This window comes from Reyranella sp., assembly GCF_050185545.1.
Lineage (GTDB): Bacteria > Pseudomonadota > Alphaproteobacteria > Reyranellales > Reyranellaceae > Reyranella.
Genome location: NZ_JBFWZI010000356.1, coordinates 1 through 3,067 on the forward strand (window position 1 = coordinate 1; position 3,067 = coordinate 3,067).

The 3,067-nt window shown below is 68.8% G+C and carries 3 protein-coding genes and 1 pseudogene; all 4 read right to left on the bottom strand.

The features are described 5' to 3' along the window. Positions 1–228 precede the first annotated feature (228 nt). The gene (locus AB7O82_RS37940; protein WP_428621923.1) at positions 229–942 is read right to left on the bottom strand and encodes an ABC transporter ATP-binding protein; all 714 of its coding nucleotides are present in this window, start codon (positions 940–942) and stop codon (positions 229–231) included. Next, a complete protein-coding gene (locus AB7O82_RS37945) occupies positions 939–1,907 on the bottom strand; it encodes an isopenicillin N synthase family dioxygenase (protein WP_428621924.1) in 969 nt (322 codons plus the stop codon). The genes AB7O82_RS37940 and AB7O82_RS37945 overlap by 4 nt, the downstream gene beginning before the upstream one ends. Continuing rightward, positions 1,870–2,671, bottom strand: a pseudogene (gene rutD, locus AB7O82_RS37950) (pyrimidine utilization protein D); the annotation flags it as partial. The gene AB7O82_RS37945 and the pseudogene rutD, both read right to left, overlap by 38 nt. Positions 2,672–2,824: 153 nt before the next feature. After that, the coding region (locus AB7O82_RS37955; RefSeq protein ID WP_428556347.1) for a Rid family hydrolase at positions 2,825–3,067 on the bottom strand (243 nt) is incomplete at its 5' end.

Consider the following 3,067-nt stretch of genomic DNA (forward strand, 5'->3'; position numbering starts at 1 on the left):
CCTGGTTCGGTGGGGCGGGGTCGCGGTCTTACAGCGAGGGTGGGTTATTGTTTAATCGGGACCGCGGGCGTCTCGCCCGCACTTGAGATGAGCGGGCGTGACGCCCGCGGTCCGCATGATTCATGACCCCTCAGCCTGCCTGCGCGAAGCCGAAGCGGCTTCGCTTCGGAGGAGGCAGGTCGCGTAAGACGCGACACCGCCCCAAGCTTCGCTTGGGGAGGAGAAGATCTACCGCCCCAAAAACGCCCGCTGCACGTAGCTGTCGGCCAGAAGCTCCTTGCCGCTTCCCGCCAGCACCACGGCGCCCTTCTCGATGACGTAGCCGCGATGGGCGATGCGCAGGGCCTGGTGGAGGTTCTGCTCGACCAGCAGCACGCTGATGCCGGTCCTGTTCACCGCCTCGATCAGGCGGAAGACCTCCTGCGTCACGATCGGCATCAGGCCGAGCGACGGCTCGTCGAGGATGACGAGGCGCGGCTCGGCCATCAGGCCGCGGGCGATCGCCAGCATCTGCTGCTCGCCGCCGCTCATCGAGCCGGCGAGCTGCCCGCGCCGCTCGGCGAGTCGCGGGAACAGCTTGAAGGCGTAGTCGACCAGGCCGGCGATGGAAGCGCGCTGCCTGGTGTGCGCACCGAGCTGCAGGTTCTCCATCACCGTCATCTGCGGGAACACCAGACGGCCTTCGGGCACCAGGGTGATGCCGCGGCGCACGACGTGATGGCTGGGCGCCCCGGCCAGCGCCTCGCCCGAGAAATCGATGGTGCCCTTCTGCGGGCGCAGGACGCCCGCGATCATGCGCACCGTGGTCGACTTGCCGGCGCCGTTGGCGCCGAGCAGGGCCACGATCTCGCCTGGCTTCACGCTCAGCGAGACGTCGCGCACGGCGAGCGCGCCGTCGTAGGCGAAGGCGAGCCCCGCGACTTCAAGCCCGTCTCTGCTCATGCCGGGACCGGCTGCTTGCGGTAGTCGTAGTTGCGATCGAGCCGCTCGATCAGATAGTCGCCGTAGCGCACCGGCGGAAAGCGCGGCGACTGGGCGGCGCCGTAGCAGGTCGGCAGCACCTCGACGATCGAGTCCATCGACATGTCGAAGAAGTAGGGACAGGAGTAGCGATCGCCGCCCGACAGGTTCTTCACGCGATGCGGCGTCGACTGCCAGCGGCCGTTGGTCCAGCGCGACAGCATGTCGGCGACGTTCACGACCCAGGTGCCGGGGATCGGCGGCGCGGCGAGCCAGGTGCCGTCGCGCCGGCGCACCTCGAGGCCGCCTTGCTGGTCCTGCGCCAGGATGGTGATGAAGCCGTAGTCGGTGTGCGGCGCCGAGCCGAAGGCGTCGTCGGGCGCGTCCGGCGCCTGCGGCGGATAGTGCAGCAGGCGCAGGAAGGTGGTCGGCTGGCGGAAGTGCGGCGCGAACCAGTCGCGCGGCAGGCCGAGCGCCAGAGCCATCGCCGGCAGGAGGCGCCGCAGGCAGAAGGCGTGCATGGCCCGCTCGTAGGCTTCGACCGGCGCGCGGAAGTTCGCCAGGTCGGGCCACAGATTGGGTCCATCGAGCGGCCGCCCGTAACGTGGATCGTCGGCCGCCACCTCGTGCATCAGCATGAAGGATTCGCTGTCGTTGGGCCGCGTCACGCGGGCCACGCTCGAGGTCTCGATCAGCGAGGTCCTGGGCGCCATGTAGCCGCGATGGAAGCGGTTCATGGCGATCGCTTCCTTGGCAGAGCGCGGCTGGGCGTGGAAGCGGCGCGAGGCGTCGAAGACGCCCTCGACCAGCGCCGCGTCGACGCCGATGCCTGTGAAGTAGCAGAAGCCGATCTGCGAGAACGCCGAGTCGAGCTGGCGGGCGAGCGCGTCGTCGCTCGCCGCGGTGAAATCAATGATGGGCAGCTGGTCGAGATTGGCGGTCGGCATGACTGTCGAGGAATTCCAGCAGGAGAGTGTTGAAGGCCTCCGGCTCGGTGATGTTCACAGCGTGCGCCCCCCAAGGGAAGACGTGCAAGCGCGATCCGGGAATGGCAGCCGCGAGCTGCTCGGACATCAGGCTGGGCACCAGCACGTCGTCGCGCGCCGCGACCACCAGGGTCGGAACACCGAGGTTCGCCAGGCGCGCCGTCGCATCGAAGGCCAGCAGCGCGGCGATGCGCCGATGCAGCGTGTCGACACCCTGGAAGGCTGTGATCGCATGCGCCTCCTCACGGGCGGCGCGCCCGGCGTTGCGCGCCAGCCAGTCGGCGGGAAACAGGAAGATCGGCTGGGCGCGGGCATAGGCGGCCGGCCCTTCGTGCTTCAGGAGCGCCAGCCGCATCTCGAAGCAGCGCCGGGTGTGGGCGTGGGCGGCGGCCCAGCCGTTCACGATCGTCAGTGAGCGCACGCGCTCTGGTCGGGCGAGCGCCAGCTCGAGCCCTACCAGGCCACCCAGCGCGTGGCCGATGAAATGGCAGGCGTCGGTCCCGCTGGCGTCGAGCACGGATGCGGCTTCATCGGCCATGGCTGTGATGCTGTGGTCCTGGGCGGGCGCGTTGCTGTTGCGGCCGGTGCCGCCCTGGTCGTAGGCGACGACACGATAGCGCGCCCGCAGCGCCGCGAGCTGCGGCGCCCAGTAGCCCGCGGCACCGCCGAGGCCGGCGGACAGCAGCACGGTGGTGGCGTCCGGTCGGTTCGTGGGCTCTCGAATGTCGAAGTACATTGTTTCTAGGGAGGGTTCAGTTTTTTCCGGACCGCGAGCGCCCCGCTCGCACGGCGCATTCATATGCGTCGTTCATGGGCGCGCTCAGAGCCGAAGAGCGAGCGGGACGCTCGCGGTCCGGAAGAGCATGAACGCGATTGCGTCACCCCGTCTTGCCCACATGCGCGATGGAGGCGATCTCGACCAGGCACTCCTTCTTGACCAGGCCGCACTGGATGCAGAAGCGCGCGGGCTTGTCGCCGGGGAAGAACTTCGCATAGACGCCGTTGACGGCGGCGTAGTTCGCCCAGTCGGTGACGAAGATCTGGTTGAAGGTGACGTCGGCCATGGTGCCGCCTGCCGCCTCGATCACCGACTTGATGGTGTTGAGCACATGCTCGGTCTG

Excerpts from the sequence above, each read along its gene's own strand:
- AB7O82_RS37940 (WP_428621923.1), bottom strand. The coding sequence starts at position 942 with ATGAGCAGAGACGGGCTTGAAGTCGCGGGGCTCGCCTTCGCCTACGAC.
- AB7O82_RS37945 (WP_428621924.1), bottom strand. The coding sequence starts at position 1,907 with ATGCCGACCGCCAATCTCGACCAGCTGCCCATCATTGATTTCACCGCG.